This is a genomic window from Methylobacterium sp. AC433 (genome assembly GCF_979253015.1).
Genome location: NZ_CEEDBN010000013.1, coordinates 75220 through 102073 on the forward strand (window position 1 = coordinate 75220; position 26854 = coordinate 102073).

The following is a 26854-nucleotide window of genomic DNA, read 5'->3' on the forward strand; positions in this document are numbered from 1 at the left end:
GGATGGTATCCCACACGCATTTCGCGGCATCATGAAGGCCGGGCGCCGTTCAGGCGTCGCGCAGCATCTCCAGTTCGAGCCAGCGGTCCTCGGCCTTCGCCAATTCGGTCTCGGCGATGCCGAGGAGGTCCGAAGCCTTCGCGAAGCGGACCGGGTCGCGGGCGTAGAGGCCCGAATCGGCCAGGACTTCGCGCAGCTTGGCAATGTCGGATTCGAGCTTCCTCATCCGGTCCGGCAGGGTCTTCAGCTCGTGCTGGTCCTTGAAGCCGAGCTTCGGCTTTCCGGCCGGGCTACCCGCATCGCCGGACTTGGCGCGATCCTTCGCATCGGCTCGGGCCTCCGCCTTCTCGGTCCGCCCGGCCGCCGCCCGGGCCTGCACACCCTCACCGCGCTGGGCGATCATGTCGGTGTAGCCGCCGGCATATTCGACCCAGCGGCCCTCCCCCTCGCTGACCAGAACGCTGCCCACGACCCGGTCGAGAAAGTCGCGGTCGTGGCTCACAAGGATCAGGGTGCCGGAGTAATCCGCCAGCATCTCCTGCAGGAGGTCGAGGGTCTCGAGGTCGAGGTCGTTGGTGGGCTCATCGAGGACGAGGAGGTTCGCGGGCTGGGCCAGGGCGCGGGCGATGAGCAGACGGTTGCGCTCGCCGCCGGAGAGTACGCTCACCGGAGTCCGGGCCTGCTCGGGGGCGAACAGGAAGTCCTTGAGATAGCCGATGACGTGGCGGCTGACGCCGCCGACGATCACCGAATCGCCGCTGCCGCCGGTGAGCACCTCCGTCACCGTCATGGTCGGTTCCAGCACCGCGCGGGCCTGGTCCAGGAGCATTATCTTGAGATTGGTGCCGAGCGCCACCGAACCGGAATCCGGCGCGAACATCCCCATGAGCAGGTTGATCAGCGTGGTCTTGCCGGCACCGTTGGCTCCGACGATGCCGAGACGGTCGCCGCGCATCACCCGGAGCGAGAGGTCGTCGACGATCTTGCGCGCGCCGTAGGCCTTGGCCGCGTGCTTGGCCTCGATCACCAGGGCGCCGGAGCTCTCGGCCTCCGTCGAGGTCATGGTCGCGGTGCCGACCGGCCGGCGATCCTCGCGCCGCTCCTTGCGCAGGGCGTGAAGGTTGCCGAGGCGGCGCACGTTGCGCTTGCGCCGCGCGGTGACGCCGTAGCGCAGCCAGTGCTCCTCGTCGGCGATCTTGCGCTCCAGCTTGTGCCGGTCGCGTTCCTCCTCCTCGAAGAAGGCGTCGCGCCAAGCCTCGAAGGTTGAGAAGCCCTGCTCGATCCTGCGCGTGACCCCGCGGTCGAGCCAGACCGTGGTCTTCGACAGGGCCGAGAGGAAGCGCCGGTCGTGGCTGATCAGCACGAGGGCGCCGCGCACGCTCTTCAGCTCGGCTTCGAGCCACTCGATCGCCGGCAGGTCGAGGTGATTGGTGGGCTCGTCGAGGAGCAGGATGTCTGGCTCCGGCGCCAGGGCCTGGGCCAGGGCAACCCGCCGCCCCTCGCCACCCGAAAGGCTCCTCGGATTCTCGGCGCCGGTCATCCCCAGACTCTCGAGGAGGTAGCGCGCCCGGTATGCGTCGTCCCCTTGGGTCAGGCCGGATTCGACGAAGTCGAGGGTTGTCGCGAATCCGGAGAAGTCGGGCTCCTGCGCCAGGTAGCGGATCGTGGTGCCGGGCTGGACGAAGCGCACGCCGCGGTCGGGCTCGACGAGCCCCGCGGCGATCTTCATCAGGGTGGACTTGCCCGAGCCGTTGCGGCCCACGAGGCAGGTGCGCTCGCCGGGGGAGATCGCGAGCTCGGCGCGCTCGATCAGCGGGGTACCACCGAAGGTGAGCGCGACGTCTTGGAGGGTGAGGAGCGGAGGAGCGGCCATGGGGCGGGCTTATGGCAGCGACCGCGTCTCCGAACAAACCCGCAATCGGGGTGCCGGACCAATCCCCCCGGCGCGCCCTGCTCACATCGTGGGGTTGGCGGGCCCCGTGGGCATCGGGTCGGGAGCGATCGCCGGCCCGATATCCGGATTGTTGACCGGGATCTCGGTGGGCGTCACGTCGGGCGCTTCGGTCGGCGTCGTGCCCGGCACGTCGGTGCCGGGGGTATCGGGGCCGGGCGCCGGTGTCTGAGGGGCTTCGTAGGGCGTCTCGGGGATCGGGGCTTCCGGGATCGGGCCGGGGTTCGACATCGCTTGCGCCTCTCAAGAGCCTCAGGGGACGGACCGGTGGAACAGTCCGCCGCCGAGTGAGGTTCCGAGCGCGACGCGGCCGGTTTCCGTCACTTCTTGGTCAGGAGCAGGTTGCCCTCGTTGCCGAGCTTCTTCTGGATCTGTTGGGCGAACAGCGCCAGCAGCAGGGGCAGCCGGACCTCGACCCGTACGGTCTCGGGGCGGACATCCACCTGCCCGTCGACCTTCTGGCCCAGGGCCGCCATGGCGAAGTCGAGGCGGTCGTCTGTCCAGGCCATCTTCTCGACGGCGACGCCCGCCTTGGCGAAAAGCCCGTCGGCCTGGGTGATGCCGTCCGCGATGCGCCGACGGGCCTCGGCCAGGCCGAGTTCATGGGGGATTTCGACGATCAGCGGTTTTGCCATAGGGTCTGAGCTCTCGGTTCCGCCTGCCAGATGGGGCCGGCCGGTCCCTCTCACAACGCCGACCGACCCGATTCGCTCAGTTCACCACGCTCAGGGCGACGTAGGTCGTGCCGCCCATGCCGAGCGCGCGGGCCGAGCCCTTGGCGAGATCGATGATCCGGCCGCGGACGAACGGGCCGCGATCGTTGATGCGCACCACCACCGAGCGGCCGTTGCGCTTGTTCTCGACCCGGACCCGGGTGCCGAACGGCAACGTGCGATGGGCGGCGGTCATCCCGTTCGGATTGAAGCGCTCGCCATTCGCCGTCCGATGGCCGCTCGCATACCAGGAGGCGGCGCCGCTCTGGGCGCTGGCTGGATGAACGGCGGCGAGTGTCACGACGGTCCCGATGATGGCAGCGGCCCCACGAACAGGCTTGATAGTCATCCGCATTCCCTTTGTTGTTTCGGATGGCCGGCAAAATGAAGCGGATCAGGGCCAAAATGAGACCGGTCGAATGTGGCAACAACCGTCAAATTTGAGGCTATAACGATTTTTTAATCTCCGGTTGTGTGTGGCCGTATTGTCGAGGGTCCGTCTGATTTTCGCTGGTGAATTGGCAATTCTGGAAGTCCTTGCGGGCCCCCGAAATCGCCTCGCGTTCGGCGCTGGCTCGCAACGTCCGGGCGAGTAAAACGAAATCAGCGTTGCGCTGAGCGAAACCCTGCCCTGCGACGGGCCGGCGCGCGCTCTGGAAGAAGAAATTTCTCTTCTCGGCGCGTCGGCCGGTCATCCTCGGGCTCTGCAGGAGGCGAGCGCCGTGGGGGACCGCACGGTCGTCGTCTCAGAAACCTGTTCGCGAATATTGGCGGATACGATCGGCCGACTTTGCGAGGCTTTGAAACAAGGCTCGCGGTGCACAGAAAGACCAGCCCGGCAAAAATTGCAGCCCCAAATCGAGACGCCTTGTCAGCGTCCCGGCAACTCGGCCTTTACGTTAACGGGGCCAAGGTCTGCCGGTCAGTCGCGTAACCGGTGTTTGCCATGGCTTCCCTGCGTACCGCGGTTGCCGACACCGTCGCCCGGAAAAGTGTCTCGCGTACCGGGCGACCCGTGTCGGCGCCGCGGATGGGTCTCGTACCCCCCGCTCAGCGTCTCCCCCTCGACGAGATTCTCGTCGGAGACTGCATCGCCGCGATGAACGCCCTCCCGGCGTCCAGCGTCGACTGCGTCTTCGCCGATCCGCCCTACAATCTCCAGCTCGGGGAAGGCTCGCTCCTGCGTCCCGACCAGAGCCGGGTCGACGCGGTCGACGACGACTGGGACAAGTTCTCGACCTTCGCCGCCTACGATGCCTTCACCCGCGAATGGCTTGCCGCCGCACGCCGGGTGATGAAGCCGAACGCCACCCTGTGGGTCATCGGCTCCTACCATAACATCTTCCGGGTCGGCGCAACGCTGCAGGACCTCGGCTACTGGATCCTGAACGACATCGTCTGGCGCAAGGCCAACCCGATGCCGAACTTCCGCGGCAAGCGCTTCACCAATGCGCACGAGACCCTGATCTGGGCTTCACGCTCGGCCGAATCGAAGGGTTATACCTTCCATTACGAGGCGCTGAAGGGCGGCAACGACGACGTCCAGATGCGCTCCGACTGGTTCATTCCCCTCTGCACGGGCGACGAGCGCCTGAAGGGGACGGACGGACAGAAGGTGCATCCGACCCAGAAGCCGGAGGCGCTGCTGGCCCGCACCCTCCTGTCGGCCACCAACCCTGGCGACGTGGTGCTCGACCCCTTCTTCGGCACCGGCACCACCGGGGCCGTCGCCAAGCGCCTCGGACGCCGCTTCATCGGCATCGAGCGGGAGACGGTCTATGCGCAGGCCGCCCGCGCTCGCATCGATGCCGTCGAGCCCCTGTCGCAGGCCGCCCTGCTGGTGGCTCCGAGCAAGCGCGCCGAGCCCCGCGTCGCCTTCCTCAGCGTCATCGAGGCCGGGCACATCCGGGCCGGCGAGACCCTCACCGACGCCCGTGGGCGCCACAGCGCCATCGTGCGGCCCGACGGCACCCTGATGGCCGGACCGGCCACGGGCTCGATCCACAAGATCGGCGCCCTCGTGCAGGGCTTCCCGGCCTGCAATGGATGGGATTTCTGGCACGCGACCCGCCACGGCAAGCCGGTGCTCATCGACGTCTTCCGGGCCAAGATGCGCGCCGCCATGGGCTCCGCCGCCTAAAGGGCACCGGTCAGCGTGATCGCGGCCGTCCCCGCCTGCGGGGGCCGGGCGGGGGGAATACCTCGGCCGGCCCCTCGAAGTCGTCGACGGGCTCGTCGTGAATCGGGGGCGGCGCCGCGCGCGGGGCCGGCTTCGGGACCGGGCGAAAGCGCGGCGACGGGGCCGGCGACTCCGGTTCGGGCTCGGCGAAGAGCGGCGTGTCGGCCACGCTCCGCATCGCCTTCGGCCGGCCGCGCTTCACGGGCTTGTCCGCTCCCGGTCCGGCCGCCTCGGGCTTCGGGTCGAAGGCGTGCGCCAGGACCTTCTTCATAACGCCCGGCAGCGGTTCCTCCTCGAGGTCGCGCCGCGGCGTGAAGCGCAGGCCCGCCGGCGGGGTCGTGCTGAGCGCCACCTTGGCGACGAACACCGTCAGCTCCAGCGGAAAGTGCGTGAAGCCGTGCCGCACGAGGCCCGGCAGCCGCTTCCAGCGCGCGTCGAGGGGCGCGTCGAGCAGGGCCTGGGCCGGATCGTAATCGGGCTCCCAGGGGCTCATCGGCGGCTCGGCCATGGAGCCGAGCAAACCTTCCGGCGGCCGGGTGCGGAGCAGGACCGCCTCGTCGCCGCTGCGAATCGCCACGAAGGCCGCGCCACGACGCAGGGTGCCCTTCACCGCCTTGAGCTTCCTGGGGAAGGTCTCCTGCATGCCCAGCGCCCGGGCGCGGCAGGGCGCCATCCAGGGACAGAGTGCGCAGGCCGGGCGCTTGGGGGTGCACAGCGTCGCGCCGAGATCCATCACCGCCTGGGCGAAATCGCCCGGCCGATCCTCCGGAACCAGTGCTTGGGTCGCCGTGCGGATCTCGGTCCGGGCCGCCGGCAGCGTGGTCTCGATGGCGAAGAGCCGCGTCATCACCCGCTCGACATTGCCGTCCACCGCCGCTTCCTGGCGGTCGAACGCGATCGCGGCGACGGCACCCGCCGTGTAGGCGCCGATGCCCGGCAGCTTGCGCAGGGCTGCGGCCGTGTCGGGAAATCGCCCGGCCGCAGCCACCGCCTTGGCGCAGGCATGGAGGTTGCGGGCGCGGGAATAGTAGCCGAGCCCGGCCCAGGCCGACATCACGGCCTCCTCGGGCGCCCCCGCCAGATCCTCGACGGTGGGGAAGCGGGCCAGGAATTTCGCGAAATAGGGTTTGACCGCCGCGATCGTGGTCTGCTGCAGCATCACCTCCGAGAGCCAGACTCGATACGGGTCGGGCGTCTCGCCGGGGAGTGCCCGCCAGGGCAGGACGCGGCGGTGCCGGTCGTACCAGGTCAGGAGGTCCGCGGCCTCGGGGGCGGGAGCTGTGGTCTGGGGCACGGGCACCGGCGCGTGGTGGGGATGCCCGTGCATAGACCGCCGGCCCGATGCGTCCAAGGCCGACCTGTCCAGCCCGATCCCGCCGCCCGGCTTCGGCCGGACGGAACGGCGTGCTAACCATTGCGCAGGATACCGGAGCCTCGGTCCCGTCCCTGTCGGACACACGGAAACCCTGCGCATGGCGCGTGTCAAACCCCTCGCCGAGTTGCTGGAGGGCTGCATCGGCCCCGCCTTCGCGGCGCAGGGGTTCGCCTCCACCGATATCCTGGCCGCTTGGCCCGAGATCGTCGGCGAGCGGCTCGCGCGCTACTGCCAACCCTCGAAGCTCGAATGGCCGCGCCGGCGCCGGCGCGAGGAGGAGGGACGCCCCGATCCCGGCACACTCGTGGTTCGGGTCGAGGGGGTGTTCGCCCTCGAATTGCAGCATCTCGCACCGGTGGTGATCCAGCGCATCAACGCCCATTACGGCTGGGCCTGTGTCGGAAAGATCGTGATGCGACAGGGCCGTGTGGATCGGATCGGGCGCCGGCCCGCACCGCCCGTCATCGATCCCGTCCGCCGCGGCGAAGTGGCGCTTGCGGTCGAGGCGATCGAGCACGACGGCCTGCGAGACGCTCTCGACCGCCTCGGGACGGCGATCGTCGCGACAACACACAAGCGCTAGGGCGTCGCGCTCCGCCTTGTCAGGACGCCTGCAGGATTCTACCGCATCGCTTCAGAAGATTTGGTCCGCGACCGGAGCCCTCCCGATCATGATCACCCGACGCGATGCCCTGAAAGCCACCGGCCTTGCCGTCGGCGCCGCTGTCCTCCTGCCGCGGTTCAGCCTGCCGGCCCTGGCCGAGGAGGCGAACCTCTCGACCCTGATGGAGCCCGGCCCCCTCGGCGACATCTGGCTCGGTCCGAAGGACGCCAAGGTCACCATCATCGAGTACGCCTCGATGACCTGCTCCCACTGCGCCGCCTTCCACAAGTTCACCTGGCCGGCCCTGAAGGAGCGCTACATCGACACCAACAAGGTGCGCTTCACGCTGCGCGAATTCCCGCTGGATCCCCTCGCCACGGCCGCCTTCATGCTGGCTCGCTGCGACGGGGACGCGAAGTACTACCCCATCACCGACCTGCTCTTCGACCAGCAGCAGGCCTGGGCCTACGTGCAGAAGCCGCAATCACCGGTGGATGCCATGGAGCAGATGCTGCGCCAGGCCGGCTTCTCGAAGGAAAAGTTCGAGGCCTGCCTGAAGGACCAGAAGCTCTACAGCGCCGTCAACGCGGTGAAGCAGAAGGGCATGGACACCTTCAAGGTCGATTCGACGCCGACCTTCTTCATCAACGGAGAGCGCTTCAAGGGCGAGATGACCATCGAGGGCATGGAGAAGGTGATCAAGCCGCTTCTGGGCGCCTGATCCCTGGATACCGAGGATCCGTGGATACCCGCGAGCCCGAATTTTCGGTGCTCACGGTGGCGGTCTCCTATCCCTTCGCCGGCCCTTTCGGCGAACACCTGGGGGCGGTTCTGCAAAACACCGAATTGTCGTGGCGTGACAAGATCTTACGTGAGGTCGAGGGCGCCTTGACACCCAAGGTGGGCGAAACTATGGTGCGCCCCGCTTGAAGGAGGCGTTCCGCCGGTTCCCTCCGCTCTCGCCAATGTGAGTTCTCGCCGTGAGCGGCAACGAAACAGCGGACGAAGGCGGGGACGGGCGGAAGAAAGCACTGGACGCGGACCTCTCTCAGAGGCTCAAACGTCTTGAGACGCAGATTGAGCGGAAGCGGCCGAGCGCCACTCCCGATCATTCGACGCGTCCCGGTCCTGCGGCCGGGCCCTCTCCTCTCGGCCAGGCGATGCGGCTCTCGACCGAGTTCATCGCGGGCGTCCTCGCCGGGGGCATTCTCGGTTGGATGTTCGATCGTTACCTCGGGACGAAACCCTGGGGACTGATCGTCCTGCTGATGTTGGGGTTCGCCACCGGCGTCTACAACGTCATGCGCGTCTCGGGGTCTCTTCCCAAGGCGCCGACGAAGGATCTGGACCGCTAGCGGTTCTCTGGAAGCGCCGTGCCTGCGGCGGATCGAATGCGAAGCATGCCGCTCACGCGGCACCGGTGGTGGCGGGCCGTCTGGCCGGCCGAGATTCAGAAGGACGGGAGCGGCAATGGCCGTAAAGATGGATCCGATCCACCAGTTCGAGCTCAAGCCGCTGGTCTCCTTCGGTCATATCGGCAACCAGGAGATCGCGTTCACCCAGTCCGCGCTCTACATGTTCGCTGCCGTCGGGATCATCGCGCTGATCACCGTCGTCGCCACCGCCCGCCGTTCGGTGGTGCCGGGCCGCATGCAGTCGATGGCCGAACTCTTCTACGAGTTCATCGGCTCGACCCTGCGCCAGTCCGCCGGACACGGTTCCGAGCGGTTCATGCCGCTGATCTTCTCGCTCTTCATGTTCGTGCTCGTGCTCAACATGCTGGGCATGATCCCCTACGCCTTCGCGGTGACCAGCCACATCATCGTCACCTTCGCGCTGGCGCTGCTCGTGATCGGCACCGTCATCGTGTACGGCTTCATGGCCCACGGCACGAAGTTCCTGAAGGTGTTCGTGCCCTCGGGCGTGCCCGGGTGGCTCATGCCGATGATCGTCGCCATCGAGATCGTGTCCTTCATCTCGCGCCCGATCAGCCTCGCCGTCCGTCTCTTCGCCAACGTGCTCGCCGGCCACATCGCGCTCAAGATCTTCGCGGGCTTCGTGCCGGCGCTGCTCGCCGCCGGTGCCTGGGGTGCGATCTCGCCGCTGCCGCTGGCCCTCAGCGTCGCCGTCACGGCCCTCGAATTCCTCGTCGCCGGTCTGCAGGCCTACGTCTTCGCGACGCTCGCCTCGATCTATCTCAGCGACGCCCTGCATCCCGGCCACTGAGCCGGGTCCTCCCGGCCATCGGCCGGGATACCCCCTTCCGTCCCCGGTCCGCGGTCGCAGGCCGGATTTCTCTCCACGCAACGACGACACGGACACCAGGAGCAATTTGATGGATCCCTTAGCTGCCAAGTACATCGGTGCCGGCCTCGCCTGTCTCGGCATGGCGGGCGCCGCCATCGGCCTCGGCAACCTCTTCGGCCAGTTCTACGCCGGCGCGCTCCGCAACCCGTCGGCCGCCGACGGCCAGCGCGGCAACCTGCTCCTCGGCTTCGCCCTCACGGAAGCGCTCGGCATCTTCTCGCTGCTCGTCGCGCTGCTGCTCCTGTTCGCCGTCTAAGACACGCTCGTCGTCTCGGATCTCGAACCGATACCGGACCGGACGCCGCCTCCCGCAGGGATGGCAGAGGTGTCCGGTCCCCACTCCTTGAATTTACGCGAAGGACGTCATGGCTCAGCCGGCCCATTCGACCGCAACGCATGAAGGCTTCGCCGCGACGCCGGCCGCCGAGCACGGCGGCGGCTTCCCGCCCTTCGAGAGCCACACCTTCGCGTCCCAGCTCATCTGGCTCGCTCTGGCCTTCGGGCTGCTGTACTACCTGATGGACAAGATCGCGCTCCCGCGCATCCAGGCCATCCTGCACGACCGCGCCGTGCGCCTGTCGAGCGACCTCGACGAGGCCCAGCGCCTGAAGGCCGAGGCGGATGCCGCCGGGGCGGCCTACGAGAAATCCCTCAGCGACGCGCAGGCCAAGGCCCAGGCCATAGCCCTGGAGACCCGCACGGCGCTGACGCAGGAGGCCGAGACCAAGCGCAAGGCGCTCGAGGCCGAGTTGAACGCGCGCATCGCCGCCTCCGAGGCGACCCTGCGCACTCGGACCGCCGAGGCCATGGGCAACGTGCGCGGCATCGCCGGCGAGACCGCCTCGGCGATCGTCGAGCGCCTGACCGGCCGCAGCCCGGACGAGGCCGCCCTGGCCAAGGCCCTCGACAGCGTCGCCTTCCCGCACTGAGGCGGGACGCCAAGCCACACCTGACCGGCTGGACCCGAGGGGCGACGCCCCCGCCGGACCGCCGGACACCATCCAGTTGGGACGACGAGCATGTTGTTGGAAGCCGAATTCTGGGTCGCAGTCGCCTTCGTCCTGTTCATGGCCGTGGTCTGGAAGGTCGGCGGCTTCAACCAGATCATCAAGGGCCTCGACGGGCGCGCCAAGCGCGTCCGCCACGAACTCGACGAGGCGCGTCGCCTGCGTGAGGAGGCCGCCGGCGTCCTCGCCGATTACAAGAAGCGTCGCGCCGAGGCCGAGCGAGAGGCCGAGGCCATCGTCGCCTCCGCCCGCGAGGAGGCTCAGCGCATCGCCGACGAGGGCCATGCCCGCCTGAACGACTTCATCGCCCGCCGCACCAAGTCGGCCGAGACCAAGATCGCCCAGGCCGAGGTTCAGGCGACCGCTCAAGTCCGGGCCGCTGCCGCCGATGCCGCGGTGAAGGTCTCCGAGGTGATCCTGCGCGAGCGCATGCAGGGCGACGCGGCTCAGGACCTCGTCCGCCAGAGCCTCGGCGAGGTCCGGACCCGCCTGCGGGCCTGATCGCCACCATCACGAGCTCAGGGAAAGCCGCCGCGAGGCGGCTTTCTCGTTTTCAGGACCGACCTGCGACGAGGGCATGCTAGAAAGCCGCCCCGATCGCGCCGGCGAAACGCCGCAGCGGAGCCCCGATGCAGCCGATCATCTCGATCCAGAACCTGTCCAAGGTCTACGCCTCGGGCCTCAAGGCCCTCAACGGCATCAATCTCGAGATTGCGGAGGGCGAAATCTTCGCCCTGCTCGGTCCAAACGGGGCTGGCAAGACGACGCTGATCAGCATCCTCTGCGGCATCGTGACGGCGAGCGCCGGCCGCATTCTCGCCGGCGGGCACGACATCGCCCGGGATTACCGTCAGGCCCGCCGCCTCATCGGTCTCGTGCCGCAGGAACTCACCACCGACGCCTTCGAGACGGTGTGGGCCACGACGAGCTTCAGCCGCGGCCTCTACGGCCTGCGGCCGGATCCTGCGCATATCGAGCGCGTGTTGCGCGACCTCTCCCTCTGGGAGAAGCGCGATGCGCGGATCATGACCCTGTCGGGCGGCATGAAGCGCCGGGTGCTCATCGCCAAGGCGCTGAGCCACGAGCCGCGAATCCTGTTCCTCGACGAGCCCACCGCCGGCGTCGACGTTGAGTTGCGCCGGGACATGTGGCGCCTCGTGCGTTCGCTGCGCGACAAGGGCGTCACCATCATCCTGACCACCCACTACATCGACGAGGCCGAGGAGATGGCCGATCGAATCGGAGTGATCCGCAAGGGCGAGATCATCCTGGTGGAGGAGAAGGCCGAGCTGATGCGCAAGCTCGGCAAGAAGCAGATGACCCTCAATCTGCAGGAGCCCCTCGCGGCCCTGCCCCCGGCCCTGGCGCGGCACGACCTGACCCTGAAGCCGGACGGCCAGGACCTCGTCTACACCTACGACACCAAGGGCGAGCGGACCGGGATCACCGCGCTGCTGGCGGACCTCGCCGCCGCCGGCATCCGTTTTCGCGACCTCCAGACCAGCCAATCCTCGCTGGAGGAGATCTTCGTCGACCTCGTGAAGGAACGCGCATGAACTGGTACGCGGTCCGCGCCATCTACGGCTTCGAGATGGCGCGCTTCTGGCGCACGGCGCTGCAGAGCATCGTTGCCCCGGTCATCGCCACCTCGCTGTACTTCGTGGTCTTCGGCGCCGCCATCGGCTCGCGCGTCGCCTCGGTGGACGGTGTGGCGTACGGCGCCTTCATCGTGCCCGGACTGATGATGCTCTCGTTGCTGACGCAGAGCATCGCCAACGCCTCGTTCGGCATCTACTTCCCGCGTTTTGCCGGAACGATCTACGAGATCCTGTCGGCCCCGGTCTCGCCCCTCGAGATCGTGCTCGGCTATGTCGGTGCCGCGGCCTCGAAATCGATCCTCATCGGGCTGATCATCCTGGCTACCGCCGCTCTGTTCGTGCCGCTGCGCATCGAGCATCCGTTCGTGATGGTGCTGTTCCTGCTCCTCACCGCGGTGACCTTCAGCCTGTTCGGTTTCCTCATCGGCCTCTGGGCCGACGGCTTCGAGAAGCTGCAGTTGGTGCCGCTCCTCATCGTGACGCCGCTGACCTTCCTCGGCGGCAGCTTCTACGCCATCGAGATGCTGCCGCCCTTCTGGCGGGCCGTGAGCCTCGCCAACCCGGTGGTCTACCTCATCAGCGGCTTCCGCTGGGCCTTCTTCGGCACCTCGGATGTCGGCGTCGGCATCAGCCTCGCCATGGCGCTGGTCTTCCTCGTTCTGTGCTTGGCCGGCGTGACCTGGATCTTCCGGACCGGCTACCGCCTGAAGAGCTGAAGCGGTGGGCGTCCCGTCAGGGGCGCCGGGACAGGAAATCGAGCACGCCCGTCCTGTGGCCGCGATCGCCAACGGCCGTGCTGTGATCGCGGTTCTGCAGTTCGAGAGCGGTGGCGTTCGGGAACAAGGCCGCCAGTGCCGGACCAGAGCCCGAGACCGTGTCGAAGGTGCCCGTCGTGACCAGGGTGGGTGTCAGGATCTCCGCGACCTCGGCGCGCGACAGGGCCTGGCGCGAACCGCGCATGCAGGCGGCGAGCGCCCGCAGGTCGCTCTTCGTCTGCTCGGCGAAGGTGCGGAACGCGGCGGCCGTCGGGTTCGGCGCACGTGCGCCGGTTTCCGCCTCCAGGGCTTCGGCGATCCCATCCGGCAGGCCCTTGCCTTCCACGAGGTGCAGGCCGAGGCCGCCGAGGAGCAGCGAGCGCACGCGCTGCGGCGCGTCGAGGGCAAGGAAAGCGGCGATGCGTGCGCCCATCGAGTAGCCCATCACGTCGGCGCGTTCGATCCCGAGATGGTCGAGCAGGCGGCGCGCGTCCTGGGCCATGAGGTCGGCTCCGTAGGCCTCCGGATCGTAGAGCTTCTGGCTCTCGCCATGCCCCCGGTTGTCGAACGCGATGGTGCGATAGCCGGCTTGGGTCAGGGTTCGGACCCAGAGGGTGTTGACCCAGTTCACCGCATGATTCGAAGCGAAGCCGTGAATCAGCAGGATCGGATCGCCCGACCCGCCCACGGCCGGGACGTCGATATAGGCGAGGGTGACACCGTCTGAATCGAAGCTCTGCATGGGCTCGGGCCTTATCGGTCGGGGCATGATGCCTGCCTCCTTGGACCGCCGGGCGCGCGGACGGAAGCCCCCGCCTGACGGCCTCCCGGAAATGAAAGCGGCGGCAGGTCGCCCTGCCGCCGCGTTTCTTCGAACCGGACCCTCAGATCAGATTAGAAGGTGATGCCGGTCTCCAGCATGTAGCGCTCCTGGGAGGTCTTCAGGCCGCTCCGGCCGAACCCGAACCCGGGGTTGATGTCGTAGAGTTGCACGGTCGAGAATTCGCCGCGGATGAAGTAGCGGTCGAAGGTGAAGGTCGGGGTCACTGTGAAGGAGAAGGCCGAGCTGCCGGGACCGTAGAGGACCGAGGTTTGCCCGAACGGGTTGTTACGGTTGCCGCTCTGCGTGATGTACTCGACACGCCCGGCGAGAGCGAAGTTGTCCGTGAAGGCGTAGCTGGCGAGGAGCGCGCCGCCGAAGGTCTCGGCACCGGCGAGGCCGAGCACGGCGTTCCGCTCGACGTTGGTATACTGCACGTACGGCGTCACGATCCACGGACCGTCCGCGTAGGTGTAGTTGGCGCTGATGATGCTGCTGTTCTGCAGCGACACCGGGGTGGCGTACTGGAAGCGCAGGCCGCGGCGACCGAACGGGTCTGCGAGGTCGAAATTGGTGAAGCTCGAGAAGTGCGTGCCGCCGTTGATGCCGATCGTGTTGGCGGCGTCGATCTTGTAGGTGATCGCTCCGGTGACCCAATTGATTTCACCGGAATAGAAGCCGTCGGTCGCGGCGAACGAGGCCGCCCACGGGCCGTCCGAGTAGTTCACCTGCACACCCTGGTTGATCACGTTCTCCTGGCCGAAGAGGAGACCGCGCGAGATGTTGAGGTTCTGGAAGGTGAAGGGCAGCTCGGAGCCGATCAGGGTCGGCATGCGGCCGCCCTGGATCGACCAATTATCGTTGATCACGTACTTGCCGTAGGCGATCGGAACCGGGGAGTAGAGCAGATCCGTCTGGTCGAACGTGCCGTAGATCGGAAGGCCGAGACCGGGGATCGAGTAGGCGCCGAAGGCGGCGTAGAACTGGAAGGGGCCGTCAGCCTTCTGGATGAAGCCCATCAGGTTCGAAACGTCCACGCGACCGGCGCGATCGCTCGGCAAGGGGGCGGGCGAGAACGTGTACTGGTTCGGCTGTGTGTAAAAGTAGCCCGTGACCGCGCCGCCGACGTAGATGTCGCCGAAGGCGCCGAGCGTCAGGCAGGCCGGGTTCGGGTTCTGCTTGATCACGCCGCCATAGGCCGGGAACGTGATCTCGGCCTTGCAGGAGGCCGGGGGAGCCGGAACGGCCAGCACCTTCGCCGGGATGTCGGCTGCGAAGGCACAGACCGACGACAGCAGGACGGCTGAGAGGGCGAGGAGCGAGCGGTGCATGGTCATGGGGAACTCTGCGGAGGAATCTGCGTTATGGCGACGTTCTCAAAGGTTCCCCGCTACGGCAAAGCTATCCTTTGTGCATGCGCCTACTTTTAAGGCAATCTAGCCCCGTCCATACTGGTTTCAGTCGTGGTGTTGCCACAATGGAACAGCTTTGGCCTCGGAAGGCCGCTCTCGGGGATTTGTCCCAGCTTGCAGGAAATTTCTCGGGCTGGACGGGTGGTGCAGCTTATCGCCGCTCTCCGTCCGCGCGCTGAGGGGGCACGTCCGGCATCGACTTCGGGCCAGGGCCTCGTGTCGCCTTCGCTTGCCGCCGCGCCCGCGCGCTGGCATCAGCAGGCACGATGAAAGACACGCAGCCCTACGGCACCTACGCTCCCACCGGCCTCGTCGCCCGCATCGCCCAGCAGACAGGGCGGATCTCCTACGCCAGCTGGGCGGGCCGGCGCCTCGCCCTGTTCCTGCGCCGGGTGGCGATCGGCCTTTTGCGGGGCGCCCCCCTCGACGTCGAGCGCTACGGCGCGCGCATGCGGCTCTACCCCTACAACAACAACTGCGAGAAGAAGGTGCTCTTCACGCCGCAGTTCTTCGATCCGGAGGAGCGCGAACTCCTGCGCTCGAAGCTTCAGCCGGGCTGCACCTTCCTCGATATCGGCGCGAATATCGGGGCCTATGCGCTGTTCGTGGCAGCCTTCGCAGGGCCGCGCGCGCGCATCCTCGCAGTCGAGCCGCAGCCGGACGTGTTCGACCGCCTGACCTACAACATCGCTCAGAATCCGTTCGGGACGGTGAAGGCGGTGGCCTGTGCCGTCGCCGACAAGGCCGGCGAACTCACCCTGTTCGTCGATCCGCGCAACCGGGGCGAATCGAGCTTGAAGATCGTCGGGACGAACGAAGGCGCGCAGATCCGGGTGCCGGCCCTGCCGCTGCTCGATCTCGCCCGCGGCGAGGGGATCGAGCGCATCGACGCCATGAAGCTCGACGTCGAAGGGGCCGAGGACCTGATCCTGGAGCCGTTCCTGCGGGCGGCCCCGGCCGCACTCAGGCCGGGCCTGCTGATCGTCGAGAACGGCACCGATCAGTGGCAGATCGACCTGCCTGCCCTCCTGGAACAGCACGGCTATCGCCGGATCGCCCGCACGCGCCTCAACCTGATCTTCGAGCGGGCCGCCTGACGGCGCGTCGTTCCCCCCTCTACCGAGCCGGCTTTCGCGGAGACGGGCGTCCTACAGCACCGGGATGGCGTCGGCGATGGTGATCCCGCCGGGGCCGATGCGGCAGCGATGGGCGTGCACGGCGACGCCAGCGGCCCGTGCGGCCTGGAACGCCCGGTCGAAGACTGGGTCGAGGTCCCGGGCCACGTCGAAGCGGTCGGCCCACATCTGCACCACGATGACGACCATCGCGCGGCCCCCGGCCTCCACAACCGCAGCCAGGTCCGCCATGTGCCGGGCGCTGCGAGCGGCGACGCAATCCGGGAACTCCGCGAGGCCGGCCCGGCGCATCAGGTGGCAGTTCTTCACCTCGACGTGGCATGGCGGCACTTCCTCGCCCGTGGCGAGGAAGTCGACGCGGCTGGCCTGCGCGTAGCGGACTTCCGGGCGCAGGACGGTGTAGCCGCCGAGCACCGGCAGGCTGCCGTCCGCGAAGGCTTCCGCCACCAGGGCGTTCGGCCGCATCGTGTTGACGCCCACCCATTGCCGCCCGCCGGGCAGGTCCGCCTCCACCAGTTCCCAGGAGAAAGCCAGCTTGCGCGTCGGGCTCCGGGTCTCGGACACGAGTGCGCGCGCGCCCGGAACCGCGAGGCCCAGCATCGCCCCGGGATTGGGGCAGTGGGCGGTGACCAGGGAGCCGTCGCCTAGTTCCATGTCGGCCAGGAAGCGCTTGTAGCGACGCACGAGGCGCGCCTCGATCAGGGGCGCGGAGAAGCGCATCGGCGGATCCGGGGCAAGAAATAGGTTGATGCGGGCTCCCGTCGGCGCGGAATCGGGCAGTCCTGAGGCGCCTGGGCTGGTCAGTGCTACCCGGATGCGACAGAATTCGCGGGGCGCGCCCCGGGTCGTTAGCCGGGAAAGCCGCTGTTCGTCCGCGAGGCCGCCATGTTCAATCTGTTCGACATTCTCCAGGCGCAGGCGGGCGCCAATGCGCAGGGATTCGGACGGCAGTTCGGCCTGTCGCCGGAACAGGGCCTGCGTGCGATGGAGGCTCTGATGCCGGCGCTGACCATGGGCCTGCAGCGCAACGTCGCTCACGATCCCACCGGCTTCGCCCACCTGTTCAACCTCGTGGGGCCGACTGCCCCCATGGCACCGAGCGCGACGCCGCAGATGGACATGCTGGTCAAGCAGTTGTTCGGCTCGCCACATCTCAGCCAGGCGGTGCTGCAGCAGGCGGCGACCGTCAGCGGCGTCGCGATGCCGGCCCTGAAGCAGATGCTGCCGGTCATGGCCGGTATGGTGGTGGCGGGGATCGTCCACGTCATGATCAACCAGGCGCCTGCGCCTGCGCCGGCCTCGCGCGCCGAGGCGAATCCCTTCGGCTTCCCCCCCAACGCCTGGTCGGAGATGATGGAGGCGTTCCTGAAATCGGGTGCCTCCGCCGCGAGTCCCGCGCCCTCGCCGCCTCAGGCGCGGGCGCGCCCGACGCCGCCCCGGCTCACGGCCCCGTCACGGCCAGGGGCCGATGCACCGGACAAGACTGCTGCGGACGCCCCCTTCGACGTGATGCAGCAGATGTTCCAGACCGGCCTGGAGGTGCAGCAGGAAAACGCGCGCGCCATGCAGCGCCTGTTCGACACCTTCTGGCAGGATCCCCGCGTTTCCACCGAGGCGGGGGGCGAGGCCCCCGGTGCCAAGCCCCGCAGCGGACGGACCCGGACGTCGTAGCGCCACCACACCGTCGTCCGCGACAGGCCGCTCCCGATCGGGCCAGGGCCCCGACGCGTCCGCGGCAACGGGCATCCGTGAAGGGATCTGCCCACGGCGCGGTTCCGGCCATCCCCGGCACCTCGAGGGCTCTTGACAGGAACCCTTGCAGAACACTTACGGAACGTTTAATGTGTTCGTGGTTTGTTTCTGGTGCCATCCGCCGCGCTTCGTGGCGCTAACGAAGAGTGTCCCGCATGTTGACGCGTAAGCAGCTGGACCTGCTCCAGTTCATCCAGCTTCGGATGCGCGAGAGCGGCGTTCCTCCGTCCTTCGACGAGATGAAGGACGCCCTCGATCTGAAGTCGAAATCGGGTATCCACCGCCTGATCACGGCCCTCGAGGAGCGCGGCTTTCTGCGCCGGCTGCCGAATCGGGCGCGCGCCATCGAGGTGATCCGGATGCCGGAGAGCCTGGGCGGGAACGCGGGCGCGTCCCGCGCCGCTCCGGCTCCCGAGGTGCGCCGCTTCACGCCTAGCGTGGTCGAAGGTGGCAAGGGCAAGGGCTTGCCGGCGGGTGCCTCGGTGTCCCGCCTGCCGACGACGCAGGCCACTGACGAGAGCGGCCGGGCGGTGACCATCCCGGTGATGGGCCGGATCGCGGCCGGCACGCCGATCTCGGCCATCCAGGAGCAGAGTCACTCGGTGACGATGTCGCCGGACTTCCTCGCCGGCGGCGAACATTACGCCCTGGAGGTGCGCGGCGACTCGATGATCGAAGCGGGAATCCTCGACGGGGACCTCGTGGTCATCCGTAAACAGGACACCGCGAATACCGGCGACATCATCGTGGCGCTCATCGACGACGAGGAGGCGACCCTGAAGCGCCTGCGTCGGCGCGGTTCATCCATCGCCCTGGAAGCCGCGAACCCGGCCTACGAGACCCGCGTGCTCGGTCCGGACCGGGTCCAGATCCAGGGGCGCCTGGTCAGCCTCGTTCGTCGCTACTGAAGGCTCTCGCCGTCCGGTTCGTCACCGGACGAATCCGACGGATCGCCAGTTCGGTCCGGCGCCGCTCGCGGCGTCGGCGGGCTGAACAGGTCCGATGGGGCCGGTGCCGCTTCCGTTGGTTTTCGTGACGAATTCGCGCGCCAGGGGACGAGGTCACCAAAACGTTTGGCCGTCGCGCGTACCGGGCCATCGCGGGCGAGGCGAATCGACGTCGCGCCGTGTGACTGCAGGAAATTCCGGTCGACGATGATCGGCGCGGCACAGCCTGGAGGGGCGGATTGCCGGGAAATCAGGATCTCGGCCCTGGCGCAATCCTCCCCGAGCGCGCGCTTGTCGGTGGTCAGCGCGAGCGCGCGGCCGTCTGGCGTGATCAAGGTGCAGCCGAGGCGATCGCAGCGCGCCCCCTGAAACGCTGGGACGTCTTCCACCTTGCGGCCGTCGCCATCCGCCTTCAGCCATTGCCCGAGGACGAAGGAGGGTGGCCGCCCCAGAGTGGCGAGCCGCCCGCTGCGGTCCCGGATCGCCGCACCCGCCCCCTCGCGATCGATGTAGATGTCGTGGCGATCCGGAGTGGCCGCGCAGGCGATGCCGATTGCCGCCGGAAGCAGGCCGAGCCAGCGCAACGACGAGGCCGGGAGGGTCAGGACGATCAGCGCGGATGCCATGAGACCGAGAGCACCCGCCCCGAACGCCGGAATCACCACGACCGCGTGCCCGAAGCCCGCGATCCAGGTGGAGATCGTCAGCATCCCTCGCACAGCGAGGCCCATCGCCCACCAGACCGGCTGATCCAGGGCAAACGGATAGGCGAGGATGCCGAGGACGGCCGACGGCATCACGGCCAGGGAGACCAGCGGCAGGGTGAGCGCATTCCCCACCAGCCCGAAGGGCTGGATCGTCTGGAAATGATAGGTCGCGAAGGGAGCCGTGGCGATCTGTGCGACGAGGGTCGTCGCCAGGGTGCCGACGATCGCCGTGGTCAGCAGAGCGAAAGCGCGGGGCAGCAGGCCGATCCCATCGCGGCGCAGCCCGCGGCCGCCGATCAGCGGTGCGCAGGCGATCAGGCCGGCGACCGCTCCGAACGACATCTGGAAGCTCGGGCCGAGGAGCCCCTCCGGCTCGCGCGCCAGGGCGATCAGGGCGGCGATCGCCAGGTTCCGCATGCTGAGGGCCGGCCGGTCGACCAGGATCGCGCCGAGCATCACCAGGGTCATGATCAGCGACCGCTCGGCCGCGATGTCCCAGCCGGAGAAGACGCAATAGGCCGTCACGCCCACCATGGCGACGATCGCCGCGAGCTTCTTGATCGGCCAATGCAACGCTGCGTACGGCAGCATGGCCAGCAGCGCACGCACGAGCCAGAACACCACGCCGGCCGCCAGGACCATGTGCAAACCGGAGATCGAGACGACGTGGTAGATTCCGGCGGCGCGCAGAATATCGTTGGTCTCGCCGCTGATCAGCCCGCGCTTGCCCGTGACGAGGGCTGCCGCCACGGCTCCGGCCTGCCCGCCATTGGCATCCGTGATCCGGCGCGTCAGGGCGTTCCGCGCCGCGTCGACGGCGGCGGCGAGGCGAAACTGCCGGTCCGCGGTTTCGGGCACCGGCCGCACCTCGACTTTGCCGACGAGCGAGCCGACCGCGCCGATCTCGCGGAAGAAGGCATCCCGGGCGAAGTCGTAGCCACCGGGCCGGGCGGCTTCCGGTGGCGGGAGCAGCCGCGCGGTCGCGGCGATGTGGTCGCCGGGCTTCAAGGTGTTCGCCTTGCGGTAGGAGACGCGCACCCGGGTCGGCCGGACCTCGGGGCCGAGCGTACCGAAGCGCTCGACGCGGATGATCAGGCGTGCGCCCTCCTCCCGCTCGTCCAATCCCTCGATGGTTCCGAGCAGGGGCGCGATGGTGGTGCGGGCCAGGATCGGACCGCTCACGCGCTGCACCCGCGCCGTTGCCGCCGCGAAGCCGAGGAACGCCGCGATGGCTGCGACCACGAGGGCGAGCCCGATCGGACGGCTCGCGAGGAACGGAGTCGTCCCGGCCAACAGGCCCGCCGCCACGAGCGGCGCCAGGACCGACGGTGTCCCTTGGGTGCCCAGGAAGAACACCAGGATGCCACAGCCGAACGCGACGGCAATCCATGCGAAGAGGCGGCGCTGCTCGATTTCGCGGTTCCACCCGGTGCGGAGCCAGGCGACGACGAGGCCGGCACCTGGTCGACGCGCGGCGAGGTGGCGCGTGATGCGCCCCATCGCAGCCGCCGCACGTGCCTGTGCCATCGCGTGAACCTCCGGCCCATGTCCCTATCAGGGAGGCAGCGATGGGCGCCGGCGATCCTCGGACCCTGCGACCCGGGGACCTGGACGATTTCTTAACGCTGGCCCGCGCGCATGCTACACGCGCGGTTCCGGGCCGGTCGATCCGCTTCCCGCCCGTTTCACGAGCCATTCAAGTCCAGATTGATGTCGTCAGCCGTCGTCACGCGCTTCGCGCCCTCGCCTACGGGTTACCTCCACATCGGCGGTGCTCGCACGGCCCTGTTCAACTGGCTCTATGCCCGCCGCTTCGGCGGGCGCATGCTGCTGCGCATCGAGGACACGGACCGGGAGCGTTCGACCCAAGGGGCCATCGACGCGATCCTCGACGGCATGCGCTGGCTCGGCCTCGATTGGGACGGAGAGGTCATCTACCAGTATGCCCGTGCCGCCCGTCACCGAGAGGCCGCCGAGGCACTGCTGGCCTCCGGCAATGCCTATCGCTGCTATGCCACGCCCGAGGAACTGACGGCCATGCGCGAGGCCGCCCGGGCGGAGGGACGGCCCCTGCGCTATGACGGCCGCTGGCGCGACCGCGATCCGTCCGAGGCGCCTTCCGGCGTCAAGCCGGTGATTCGCCTGCGCGCGCCCACCGACGGCGAGACGGTGGTCGATGACGGCGTGCAGGGGCGCGTGGTCTGGCAGAACAAGGATCTCGACGATCTCGTGCTGCTGCGCTCGGACGGCAACCCGACCTACATGCTCGCCGTCGTGGTGGACGACCACGACATGGGCGTCACGCAGGTCATCCGGGGCGACGACCATCTCACGAACGCCGCGCGCCAACGCCAGATCTACGACGCCCTGGGGTGGGAGGCGCCCGCCATGGCGCATATCCCCCTGATCCACGGGGCCGACGGCGCCAAGCTCTCGAAGCGCCACGGCGCCCTGGGCGTCGATGCTTATCGCGACCTCGGCTACCTGCCGAGCGCCCTGCGCAACTACCTCGTGCGCCTCGGCTGGAGCCATGGCGACCAGGAAGTGTTCTCCACCGAGGAGATGGTCGCCGCCTTCGACCTTAAGGCGATCGGCCGCTCGCCGGCCCGATTCGACTTCGCCAAACTGGAGAATCTCAACGGATTCTACATCCGGGGCGCCGCCGATGCCGACCTCGTCGCGGCGATCGACGATGTGCTGCCGGTCCTCGGTCCGGCACGGGGGATCGCGGTGCCCATGAGCCCGTCCCTGCGCGCGACGCTCACCGCCGCGATGCCGGGCCTGAAGGAGCGCGCCAAGACCCTGGTGGAACTTCTCGACAGCGCCTACTACCTCACCGCCGCGCGCCCCCTGGTACCCGACGAGAAGGCGAAGGGGCTTGTCGGCGACGAGGCCCGGGATCGTCTCGCTACGCTCCTGCCAGGTCTCGAGGCGCTGCCCGATTGGACCGCCGCCGCCACCGAAGGCGCGGTCCGGCACTTCGCCGAGACCAACGGGCTCAAGCTCGGCCAGATCGCGCAGCCCCTGCGGGCTGCGCTCACCGGGCGCGCCACCTCGCCGCCGGTCTTCGACGTGATGGCCGTTCTCGGTCGCGAGGAATGCCTCGGCCGCCTGCGCGATCAGATCGGCTGAGATCGCAGCGCACAAAATTGCCGATTCGGTTCGGCATTTTGTGCGCAGGAATGACAAATCGGCCTGGATTTCGCTTCGACACCGAGGTGAGACGGGCCGTCGGTTGATGACGGTCCGCCGATCCGCTACCCCCATGCTCGCGTGAGCAAGTGCAGCATGCGCTGCCTTTGCACCCCGGACCCGGGTGGTCGATTGCATCGCCACGCGGGCCGCCGCCGCCCCGCTGCCACGAAAGGGTCCAGGTCTCCATGAGCGCCTTCAGCACGATCACCGTGGGCGACGACCACGTCGAACTTCCGATCAAGACCGGCACCATCGGTCCGGACGTCATCGACATCGGAAAGCTCTACGCGAAGACGGGCAAGTTCACCTTCGACCCCGGCTTCACCTCGACCGCCTCCTGCGAGTCGAAGATCACCTACATCGACGGCGATGCGGGTATCCTTCTCTACCGCGGTTACCCCATCGAGCAGATCGCTGAGCAGGGCGACTTCCTCGAGACTTGCTACCTGATGCTGTTCGGCGAATTGCCGACCCCGGCACAGAAGGCGGATTTCGACTACCGGATCACGCGCCACACCATGGTGCATGACCAGATGAACCGCTTCTTCCAAGGGTTCCGCCGCGACGCGCACCCGATGGCGATCATGGTCGCCTGCGTCGGCGCGCTCTCGGCCTTCTACCACGATTCGACCGATATCTCGGACGACCAGCAGCGCATGGTCGCCTCGATGCGGATGATCGCCAAGATGCCGACCTTGGCTGCGATGGCCTACAAGTACTCCATCGGCCAACCGTTCGTTTATCCGAAGAACGACCTCGACTACACCTCGAACTTCCTGCGGATGTGCTTCGCGGTGCCCTGCGAGGAGTTCAAGGTCAATCCGATCTTCGCCCGCGCGCTGGACCGGATCTTCATCCTGCATGCCGACCACGAGCAGAACGCCTCGACGTCGACGGTCCGTCTCGCCGGATCCTCGGGCGCCAACCCCTTCGCCTGTATCGCGGCCGGCATCGCCTGCCTGTGGGGCCCCGCCCATGGCGGCGCCAACGAGGCGGCGCTGAAGATGCTCGAGGAGATCGGGCATCCGGAGAACGTCGCCAAGTACGTGGCGAAGGCCAAGGACAAGAACGACCCGTTCCGCCTGATGGGCTTCGGCCACCGGGTCTACAAGAACTACGATCCGCGCGCGCGAATCATGCAGAAGACCACCCACGAGGTGCTCGGACAGCTTGGCATCAAGGACGATCCGCTGCTCGAGGTCGCGGTGCAGCTCGAGCAGATCGCGCTCAAGGACGACTACTTCATCGAGAAGAAGCTCTACCCGAACATCGATTTTTACTCGGGCATCACCCTGAAGGCGATGGGCTTCCCGACCTCGATGTTCACGGTGCTGTTCGCCCTGGCCCGCACGACGGGTTGGATCGCCCAGTGGGCCGAGATGATCGAGGATCCCTCGCAGAAAATCGGCCGCCCGCGCCAGCTCTACATCGGTCCCGACAAGCGCGAGTACACGCCGATCGATCAGCGCACCTGATCCGTTCCCGCCTCGCCGGACCATCCGGCGAGGCTTCCTTCGTTCCTGAAAGACCGCGTGAGCGGAACGGCGGGGACGGGGTTGCTCAATGCGGCCGGGCGCGATCCACGACCTCGCGGGCGGCCGCGAAGGCCTCGTCGGCATCGAGATCGGTGGTGTCGAGGATGACCGCGTCCGCCGCCGCCTTCAGCGGCGCCGTGGAGCGCTGCGCGTCTCGCGCGTCCCGTGCGACGATGTCGGCCAGGATCGCCCCGAGGCTTGCCGATTCGCCCCGCCGCAGCAATTCGAGATGGCGCCGGCGTGCCCGTTCCTCGGGAGCGGCCGTGATGAACAGCTTCACCTGCGCATTTGGACAGACGACGGTCCCGATATCCCGCCCATCCAACACCGCGCCGGTGGCATTGCCGGCGAAGCGCTGCTGCCAGGCGAGGAGGGCCGCCCGCACGGCCGGCACCGCCGAGATGCGTGAGGCCGCCTCGCCCATGGCGCGCTCGCGCAGGCGCGGGTCGGCGAGGCGGTCGGCGATCAGGCTGGCGGCCGCTCGCGCCGCCGCCTGATGATCGTCGAGGTTGCGGCCCGCGTCGATGACCGTCAGGGCGACGGCCCGGTACAGCAAACCCGTATCGAGGTGCGGCAGGCCGTAATGGGTCGCCAGCCGCTTGGCCAGGGTGCCCTTGCCCGAGGCGGCGGGGCCGTCGATCGCGATCACCATCGGCATCGCAATCACCCGTCGATCCGGCCGCCGAGGCCCTGCATCGTCGGCAGGAAGCTCGGGAAACTGGTGGCGATCATCGCGCCGTCGTCCACGGTGACCGGGTCGCGGGTGGCGAGCCCCATCACCAGGAAAGCCATGGCGATGCGATGGTCGAGATGGGTCGCGACCGTGCCGCCGCCCCGCGCCGGCTCGCCGGTGCCGTGGACGATGAGATCGTCGCCCTCGACGACGTAGGCGACCCCGTTGGAACTCAGGCCGTCCGCCACCGCGGCAAGACGGTCGGATTCCTTCACGCGCAGTTCGTGCAGGCCGCGCATCCGCGTGGTGCCCTCGGCGAAGGCGGCGGCAACGGCGAGCACCGGGTATTCGTCGATCATCGCCGGCGCGCGTTCCGGGGGGACGTCGACGCCCTTGAGGCGGCTTGCCCGCACGCGCAGGTCCGCGACCGTCTCGCCGCCCTCCTCCCGCTCGCGCAGGCGCTCGATATCGGCGCCCATCTCGATCAGGGTCGTGATCAGCCCGATCCGCAGAGGGTTCATCATGACGCCTTCCAGCGTCACCTCGGAACCCGGGACGATCAGCGCCGCCACCAGGGGGAAGGCCGCCGAGGACGGGTCGGCGGGCACGACGACCTTGGTGCCGCGCAGGGTGGGCTGGCCCGTGAGGGTGATCGTCCGACCGTGCCCGTCGGGTCCATGGGGCGTCACCGTCACCTCGGCCCCGAACAGGCGCAGCATCCGCTCGGTATGGTCGCGGGTGGCGGCCGCCTCGATCACCGTCGTGGTCCCGGGCGCGTTCAGCGCGGCCAGCAGCACCGCCGACTTGATCTGGGCCGAGGCCACCGGCGTCTCGTAGGTGATCGGGATCGCCTCGCGCGGCCCGCGCAGCGTCAGGGGGACCCGGCCGCCCGCCTCCTCGCTCACCACTTCGGTGCCCATGCGCACCAGAGGATCGAGGATGCGACGCATCGGCCGCTTTCGCAGGGAGGCGTCCCCGTCGAAGGTCGCGGTGACGGGCTGGCCGCCGACGACGCCCATCATCAGGCGCGAGCCGGTTCCGGCATTGCCGAAGTCGAGCACGTCCTCGGGATCGCTGAGACCGCCGATCCCGACGCCGCGGAGGCGCCAGCGTCCCTCGCCGACCCGCTCCACGTCGGCGCCGAGGGCCTGGGCGGCGGCGGCGGTGCGCAGGACGTCGTCGCCTTCGAGAAGTCCCTCGACGTTGGTCTCGCCGATGCTGAGGAGTCCGAGGATCATCGCGCGATGCGAGATGGATTTGTCCCCCGGAGGTCGCAGGCTGCCCCGCAGGGGCAGGCCCGCATGAGCTGTCAGGGGTTGCGGCGGAGAATCATGAGACACGGGCGTCGACTTTTCGGCTGGGCGCTGGGGCGCCTGCGGGCTGGCCGGCAGGCGCGTCGATCAGGGGGCCGGTTAATTCATGGGGCCGGTTCATGGGGCCGGTTAACATGCGTCGCCGTCGCCGTCATCCGACGGGTGCGCTTCCGGGGTGCCTTGCGTCCGAAAACCCCTGCGGAAAGGCGATCCTGGGCGCGGAACGCCCACGATTCGCAGGAGAATTTGACAGGAGCGTCCCACGCGACTAACGGGGCGCCTCTCCCAAAAGATCGCACGTACTAGAGGTTCGCCCGTGGCCAGACCGGAACTCGGCTTGAAGCGTCAATGCATGAGCTGCGGCGCCAAGTTCTACGACCTCGACAACGACCCGCCGACCTGCCCGAAATGCGGGACGATCTACCAGGTCGCCGCGGTCTCCGGCCGCGCCGCTCCGGCCCTGGCGGCACGCGCATCCGCGGCCCCGGCCGATGACGAAGAGGATACGGACGCCGAGAAGGGCGGTCCGGAGATCGTGTCCCTCGATGAGGTCGAAGCGGCCGAGGATGACGCCGATACGACGACCGAGGACGTCGACGGCGACAGCAACGACGATGCCGACGACACCTTCCTCGAGGAGGAGGACACCGGCGACGATGACGTGGCCGACCTCATCGACGGCGACATCGAGAACGACGAGGAGAGCTGATCTTCGCCCACCCCTTTCAGACTCGCCGGGAAAAAAGTTTGCCGGCGGGGCACAAAGGGGGTTGAGGCGGCGGACAAGCCCCAGTACATGACCGCTATCGACGGCGGGCGAAGCGCCCGCCGACGAAGACCACCCCGGGATTTCCAGGATCCGGGGTGTTGAGAGT

Annotated in this window: 29 protein-coding genes; 17 read left to right on the forward strand and 12 right to left on the reverse strand. The window is 68.3% G+C overall.

Going from position 1 to position 26854, the window contains the following annotated elements; translation table 11 throughout:
- Positions 1 to 49: 49 nt before the first annotated feature.
- From AC0IWM_RS17405 to AC0IWM_RS17425, 5 genes are all read right to left on the reverse strand, one after another.
- The gene (locus tag AC0IWM_RS17405) at positions 50 to 1873 is read right to left on the reverse strand and encodes an ABC-F family ATP-binding cassette domain-containing protein (RefSeq protein ID WP_471757003.1); all 1824 of its coding nucleotides are present in this window, start codon (positions 1871 to 1873) and stop codon (positions 50 to 52) included.
- An 81-nt stretch (positions 1874 to 1954) separates the two neighbouring features.
- Entirely contained in the window at positions 1955 to 2182 is a 228-nt protein-coding gene (locus AC0IWM_RS17410; RefSeq protein ID WP_471757005.1) for a hypothetical protein, read from the reverse strand.
- Positions 2183 to 2271: 89 nt separating this feature from the next.
- Complete coding sequence (locus AC0IWM_RS17415; RefSeq protein ID WP_056215767.1) at positions 2272 to 2586, reverse strand: polyhydroxyalkanoic acid system family protein; 315 nt, start codon at positions 2584 to 2586, stop codon at positions 2272 to 2274.
- 76 nt (positions 2587 to 2662) lie between these two features.
- On the reverse strand, positions 2663 to 3013 hold the full coding sequence (locus tag AC0IWM_RS17420) for a septal ring lytic transglycosylase RlpA family protein (protein WP_431739903.1): 351 nt from the start codon (positions 3011 to 3013) through the stop codon (positions 2663 to 2665).
- Between the two features lie 97 nt (positions 3014 to 3110).
- Complete coding sequence (locus tag AC0IWM_RS17425) at positions 3111 to 3359, reverse strand: hypothetical protein (RefSeq protein WP_471757007.1); 249 nt, start codon at positions 3357 to 3359, stop codon at positions 3111 to 3113.
- Positions 3360 to 3610: 251 nt separating this feature from the next.
- Between AC0IWM_RS17425 and AC0IWM_RS17430 the strand changes: the two genes are divergently transcribed.
- Complete coding sequence (locus tag AC0IWM_RS17430) at positions 3611 to 4804, forward strand: DNA methyltransferase (RefSeq protein ID WP_471757009.1); 1194 nt, start codon at positions 3611 to 3613, stop codon at positions 4802 to 4804.
- A gap of 10 nt (positions 4805 to 4814) precedes the next feature.
- Here AC0IWM_RS17430 and mutY read toward each other — a convergent pair whose 3' ends face one another.
- Entirely contained in the window at positions 4815 to 6170 is a 1356-nt protein-coding gene (gene mutY / locus AC0IWM_RS17435) for an A/G-specific adenine glycosylase (protein ID WP_471757011.1), read from the reverse strand.
- Positions 6171 to 6315: 145 nt separating this feature from the next.
- Between mutY and AC0IWM_RS17440 the strand changes: the two genes are divergently transcribed.
- From AC0IWM_RS17440 to AC0IWM_RS17485, 10 genes are all read left to right on the forward strand, one after another.
- Positions 6316 to 6801: a DUF721 domain-containing protein gene (locus AC0IWM_RS17440; RefSeq protein ID WP_056470140.1), complete on the forward strand. Its 486-nt coding sequence runs from the start codon at positions 6316 to 6318 to the stop codon at positions 6799 to 6801.
- 88 nt (positions 6802 to 6889) lie between these two features.
- Positions 6890 to 7543 carry a thioredoxin domain-containing protein gene (locus tag AC0IWM_RS17445; protein WP_471757013.1) on the forward strand — a complete coding sequence of 218 codons (654 nt, stop codon included), beginning with the start codon at positions 6890 to 6892 and terminating at the stop codon, positions 7541 to 7543.
- 20 nt (positions 7544 to 7563) lie between these two features.
- On the forward strand, positions 7564 to 7752 hold the full coding sequence (locus AC0IWM_RS17450) for a hypothetical protein (RefSeq protein WP_471757015.1): 189 nt from the start codon (positions 7564 to 7566) through the stop codon (positions 7750 to 7752).
- A gap of 50 nt (positions 7753 to 7802) precedes the next feature.
- Positions 7803 to 8177: an AtpZ/AtpI family protein gene (locus AC0IWM_RS17455; protein ID WP_471757017.1), complete on the forward strand. Its 375-nt coding sequence runs from the start codon at positions 7803 to 7805 to the stop codon at positions 8175 to 8177.
- Positions 8178 to 8292: 115 nt separating this feature from the next.
- Complete coding sequence (locus AC0IWM_RS17460) at positions 8293 to 9048, forward strand: F0F1 ATP synthase subunit A (protein WP_056470150.1); 756 nt, start codon at positions 8293 to 8295, stop codon at positions 9046 to 9048.
- A gap of 109 nt (positions 9049 to 9157) precedes the next feature.
- Positions 9158 to 9385, forward strand: coding sequence for a F0F1 ATP synthase subunit C (locus AC0IWM_RS17465; protein WP_018044493.1), 228 nt, complete (start codon positions 9158 to 9160; stop codon positions 9383 to 9385).
- 109 nt (positions 9386 to 9494) lie between these two features.
- Entirely contained in the window at positions 9495 to 10058 is a 564-nt protein-coding gene (locus AC0IWM_RS17470) for a F0F1 ATP synthase subunit B family protein (protein ID WP_471757019.1), read from the forward strand.
- Between the two features lie 93 nt (positions 10059 to 10151).
- Positions 10152 to 10637, forward strand: a complete 486-nt coding sequence (locus AC0IWM_RS17475; RefSeq protein WP_471757120.1) for a F0F1 ATP synthase subunit B family protein — start codon at positions 10152 to 10154, stop codon at positions 10635 to 10637.
- A gap of 128 nt (positions 10638 to 10765) precedes the next feature.
- Positions 10766 to 11692 carry an ABC transporter ATP-binding protein gene (locus AC0IWM_RS17480; protein ID WP_471757021.1) on the forward strand — a complete coding sequence of 309 codons (927 nt, stop codon included), beginning with the start codon at positions 10766 to 10768 and terminating at the stop codon, positions 11690 to 11692.
- Complete coding sequence (locus tag AC0IWM_RS17485; protein WP_056470163.1) at positions 11689 to 12450, forward strand: ABC transporter permease; 762 nt, start codon at positions 11689 to 11691, stop codon at positions 12448 to 12450. The genes AC0IWM_RS17480 and AC0IWM_RS17485 overlap by 4 nt, the downstream gene beginning before the upstream one ends.
- A 16-nt stretch (positions 12451 to 12466) precedes the next feature.
- Here the strand turns inward: AC0IWM_RS17485 and AC0IWM_RS17490 are convergent, their stop codons facing one another.
- Complete coding sequence (locus AC0IWM_RS17490; protein WP_471757122.1) at positions 12467 to 13231, reverse strand: alpha/beta fold hydrolase; 765 nt, start codon at positions 13229 to 13231, stop codon at positions 12467 to 12469.
- 152 nt (positions 13232 to 13383) lie between these two features.
- Entirely contained in the window at positions 13384 to 14646 is a 1263-nt protein-coding gene (locus AC0IWM_RS17495; RefSeq protein WP_471757023.1) for an outer membrane beta-barrel protein, read from the reverse strand.
- 341 nt (positions 14647 to 14987) lie between these two features.
- Between AC0IWM_RS17495 and AC0IWM_RS17500 the strand changes: the two genes are divergently transcribed.
- Positions 14988 to 15818, forward strand: coding sequence for an FkbM family methyltransferase (locus tag AC0IWM_RS17500; RefSeq protein ID WP_471757025.1), 831 nt, complete (start codon positions 14988 to 14990; stop codon positions 15816 to 15818).
- A 51-nt stretch (positions 15819 to 15869) separates the two neighbouring features.
- Here AC0IWM_RS17500 and sfsA read toward each other — a convergent pair whose 3' ends face one another.
- Positions 15870 to 16577: a DNA/RNA nuclease SfsA gene (gene sfsA / locus AC0IWM_RS17505; RefSeq protein ID WP_471757027.1), complete on the reverse strand. Its 708-nt coding sequence runs from the start codon at positions 16575 to 16577 to the stop codon at positions 15870 to 15872.
- A 165-nt stretch (positions 16578 to 16742) separates the two neighbouring features.
- Between sfsA and AC0IWM_RS17510 the strand changes: the two genes are divergently transcribed.
- Together AC0IWM_RS17510 and lexA are read left to right on the forward strand one after the other, a co-directional pair.
- The gene (locus AC0IWM_RS17510) at positions 16743 to 17528 is read left to right on the forward strand and encodes a DUF937 domain-containing protein (RefSeq protein ID WP_471757029.1); all 786 of its coding nucleotides are present in this window, start codon (positions 16743 to 16745) and stop codon (positions 17526 to 17528) included.
- A gap of 236 nt (positions 17529 to 17764) precedes the next feature.
- Positions 17765 to 18517, forward strand: a complete 753-nt coding sequence (gene lexA / locus AC0IWM_RS17515) for a transcriptional repressor LexA (protein ID WP_471757031.1) — start codon at positions 17765 to 17767, stop codon at positions 18515 to 18517.
- Here the strand turns inward: lexA and AC0IWM_RS17520 are convergent.
- Complete coding sequence (locus AC0IWM_RS17520) at positions 18511 to 20790, reverse strand: ComEC/Rec2 family competence protein (RefSeq protein ID WP_471757033.1); 2280 nt, start codon at positions 20788 to 20790, stop codon at positions 18511 to 18513. The two genes, lexA and AC0IWM_RS17520, sit on opposite strands and share 7 nt — an antisense overlap.
- Before the next feature lie 183 nt (positions 20791 to 20973).
- Between AC0IWM_RS17520 and gltX the strand changes: the two genes are divergently transcribed.
- Together gltX and gltA are read left to right on the forward strand one after the other, a co-directional pair.
- Entirely contained in the window at positions 20974 to 22395 is a 1422-nt protein-coding gene (gltX, locus tag AC0IWM_RS17525) for a glutamate--tRNA ligase (protein WP_471757035.1), read from the forward strand.
- A gap of 248 nt (positions 22396 to 22643) precedes the next feature.
- Entirely contained in the window at positions 22644 to 23933 is a 1290-nt protein-coding gene (gene gltA / locus AC0IWM_RS17530; protein WP_471757037.1) for a citrate synthase, read from the forward strand.
- Positions 23934 to 24018: 85 nt separating this feature from the next.
- Here the strand turns inward: gltA and cmk are convergent, their stop codons facing one another.
- Both cmk and aroA read right to left on the reverse strand, forming a co-directional pair.
- A complete protein-coding gene (gene cmk, locus AC0IWM_RS17535) occupies positions 24019 to 24651 on the reverse strand; it encodes a (d)CMP kinase (RefSeq protein WP_471757039.1) in 633 nt (210 codons plus the stop codon).
- A gap of 5 nt (positions 24652 to 24656) precedes the next feature.
- Complete coding sequence (gene aroA, locus AC0IWM_RS17540) at positions 24657 to 26006, reverse strand: 3-phosphoshikimate 1-carboxyvinyltransferase (protein ID WP_471757041.1); 1350 nt, start codon at positions 26004 to 26006, stop codon at positions 24657 to 24659.
- A 289-nt stretch (positions 26007 to 26295) separates the two neighbouring features.
- Here aroA and AC0IWM_RS17545 point away from each other — a divergent pair, with 289 nt between their 5' ends.
- Positions 26296 to 26688: a TIGR02300 family protein gene (locus tag AC0IWM_RS17545; protein ID WP_471757043.1), complete on the forward strand. Its 393-nt coding sequence runs from the start codon at positions 26296 to 26298 to the stop codon at positions 26686 to 26688.
- The last annotated feature ends 166 nt before the right edge of the window (positions 26689 to 26854 follow it).